This window comes from Flavobacterium sp., assembly GCF_049590715.1.
Taxonomy (GTDB): Bacteria; Bacteroidota; Bacteroidia; order Flavobacteriales; family Flavobacteriaceae; genus Flavobacterium.
In genome coordinates this window covers 1-3,288 of record NZ_JBAWDL010000043.1, presented here as the reverse complement: position 1 = coordinate 3,288, position 3,288 = coordinate 1, and the positions used below count along the sequence as shown (strand labels likewise).

3 protein-coding genes are annotated in these 3,288 nt (G+C 35.5%); all 3 read right to left on the bottom strand.

All coding sequences use genetic code 11. The features are described 5' to 3' along the window. The coding region (locus WBQ70_RS02255; RefSeq protein WP_423909981.1) for a hypothetical protein at positions 1–359 on the bottom strand (359 nt) is incomplete at its 3' end. A 592-nt stretch (positions 360–951) separates the two neighbouring features. Further along, positions 952–2,553: a fumarate hydratase gene (locus WBQ70_RS02250; protein WP_423909979.1), complete on the bottom strand. Its 1,602-nt coding sequence runs from the start codon at positions 2,551–2,553 to the stop codon at positions 952–954. A gap of 362 nt (positions 2,554–2,915) precedes the next feature. Further along, the gene (locus tag WBQ70_RS02245; RefSeq protein ID WP_423909976.1) at positions 2,916–3,044 is read right to left on the bottom strand and encodes a hypothetical protein; all 129 of its coding nucleotides are present in this window, start codon (positions 3,042–3,044) and stop codon (positions 2,916–2,918) included. Positions 3,045–3,288: the final 244 nt, after the last annotated feature.

Here is a 3,288-nt window from a genome sequence, read left to right as displayed (position 1 = left end):
TACGGTACTTGTTTTAGTTTTTCATCAGAAATAGTTAATGAACCATCAGAAATTCTTAAATAAGCCTCCGTATTGGCAATCAATATATTTTCGTTAGCCTGTGTCTGTAACACCAGTGAGAAGACACCAAAGCCATCTGTATCCGCATTTTTCACTGTTGGAGTTGCTATAGCCACTTCAGCATTGTTAAGTATGTAATACAATTTTAACGTAAGCGCAATTTGTGTGTTGGTACGGGCATTCCCGTTGCCGTCTCTTGAAATTCCTTGAATTGCAATTCCAGCCACATTTGCAGATGATTGCGCATAATTAATTGCTACGGTAAGCAACATTAAAAACGAAAGTAATTTTGTTCTCATAATGTATTGATTTTAGAATTATAATTTTTATTTATAATTTTCTTTGAAAAGCAAAGGAAATTAATTGGCAAAGTTAAGTTTCCAAACATGATTCGAGTAGCCCATTCGGACAAATCGATAGCCCAATCGGACATATTTATTAAAAAAAATCTCCTTTAAAGTGCTGTGGTACTGCGTTTGTAAGAAGAGTAGTCGAGAATGGATAATCCTAATGGATTCCTTGTTTTCTCAATTTAGTTTTTAATAAGTTCGGAAATTTTCAAAAATTTACGGCTCTAATTTTTGCAATTAAGTAAGTCGAAAGTTTCAAAGTCGTAAAGTCAAAAGTGGAAGCATTACGATAAAAAATATCATAAAAAAAACCGCAGCTTCACAAATAATAAAATCTGTGAAGCTGCGGTTAAAATTGGTATAAACTTAGTATCTCAGTGCCTTAGCCACTTAGTACCCAATATCATTAAGTTAAGAGATTGTTGATGTAGGATTTGCCGTTAATCAATAAAAAATTTGCTGATTCTAAGCGGTTTGCCAATCTGAAATCAAAAATCTTAAATAATTTTATAACTTAATAACATTGACTTAGTACCTTAAATTATAAATTTTCAAAAAAATCATTTCCTTTGTCATCTGTAATAATAAAAGCAGGGAAATCTTTGATGGTAATTTTACGAACGGCTTCCATGCCTAATTCTTCAAAATCGACCACTTCTACTTTCAAAATATTTTCTTGAGCCAAGATAGCCGCTGGTCCTCCAATAGAACCTAAATAGAATCCACCGTAAGTTTTACAGGCATTCATTACATCTTTGGTACGGTTTCCTTTGGCTAACATAACCATACTTCCGCCGTGTTTTTGGAATTCGGCAACATAGACATCCATACGTCCTGCAGTGGTAGGTCCGAAACTTCCTGATGGCATTCCCTCTGGAGTTTTGGCTGGACCTGCGTAATACACTGGGTGATTTTTAAAATATTCTGGCATAGGTTTACCAGCATCTAATAATTCTTTGATTTTGGCGTGCGCAATATCACGCGCTACAATCAAAGTTCCGTTTAATTTTAAACGGGTTTTGATTGGGTATTGAGATAATTTTTTAAGGATGTCTACCATCGGTTGGTTCAAGTCAATGTCAACTGCTGGTTCCAAATGTGGTGCTGTTTCAGGCAATAAACGTTTTGGGTTCACTTCTAATTGTTCTACGAAAATACCGTCTTTGGTGATTTTTCCTTTGATGTTTCTATCCGCAGAACAAGAAACACCTAATCCTACTGGACAAGAAGCAGCATGACGTGGCAAACGAATCACACGTACATCATGCGTAAAATATTTACCGCCAAACTGCGCTCCAATAGCACTTTCTTGACAAATTAATTGCACTCTTTTTTCCCATTCTAAATCTCGGAAAGCTTGACCAGCCATGTTTCCAGAAGTAGGCAAATGATCAAAATAACCTGCAGATGCTTTTTTAACAGCGGCTAAATTAGCCTCAGCCGAAGTTCCTCCAATCACTAAAGCCAAGTGATACGGCGGGCAAGCTGAAGTTCCTAAATCCATTATTTTAGCACGTACAAAAGCATCCATTGATTTTTCATTCAACAAGGACTTTGTTTGTTGGTACAAATAGGTTTTGTTAGCTGATCCTCCTCCTTTTGCTAAAAACAAAAATTCATACGAAGCTCCTTTTTTAGCATAAATATCAATTTGCGCCGGAAGATTCGAACCTGAATTTTTTTCTTCAAACATGCTAATGGGCACGATTTGAGAGTAACGCAAGTTGCGTTCTTGGTAGGTATTGAAAATTCCTTTGGACAACCATTCGGCATCATCGACTCCAGTATATACGTTTTCTCCTTTTTTGGCCATGACAATCGCTGTTCCAGTATCTTGGCATGAAGGTAATTCTCCTTCAATAGCCACAACAGCATTTTGCAATAAATTGTAGGCTACAAAACGGTCGTTATCTGTTGCTTCAGGATCGTCAAGTATCGCTCTTAATTTTTCCAAATGTGCTGTACGTAACATAAATGAAACATCTTTCAACGCTTCTTGTGCTAATAATTCCAATCCTTTTGGGTCTACCGTCAAAATCTCACGGTCTCCTAATTTTTCTACTTTTACGTAATCAGAAGTGATTTTACGGTATTGGGTATCGTCTTTTAAAATAGGATACGGGTCTTGATATATAAAGTCCATTTATGTGTTTTTTTAGAATTCCAAATATAAGAATTGTAGAAGGAAATTCATGTGATTTATATCAACTTCTGTTTTAGAATTGTTATAAATTATTGGGGGATTATAGTTTGGAATGATTGATTATTTTATGTGGGAATGAAAATAAATTTGTCAACCCTAAGGGATTTATATCGCATCCGATATTATTATATTTCAACAGATTAAAATTCGTTGATCACAAAATAAGGAGTGTCTTTATATCACCGAATTAAATCCATTGCTAGAATATGATGATTTTTACATAAACGGATTAAAATCCGTTGCTATACTATGATGATATTTACGACAACGGATTAAAACCTATTGCTACAATATGATGATTATTACAACAACGGATTAAAATCCGTTGCTACAATATGAGCCGTCCCTAAGGGACTTATACATACCATAAAAGAGTCGTAGACTCGACTCATATTATAGAGCTGGACTTTAGTTGCTACAATACGTTTCATCCCTAAGGGATTTATACAAAGCATAGAGATGTTATGCTTGGTATGTGTTTTTTTTTTAACGGATTAAAACCCGTTGCTACAACATAATGATATTTACGACAACGGATTAAAATCCGTTGCTACCATATGCGCCGTCCCTAAGGGACTTATACATACCATAAAAGAGTCGTAGACTCGACTCATATTATAGAGCTGGACTTTAGTCCAGTTGCTACCATATGAGCCGTCCCTAAGGGACTTATAC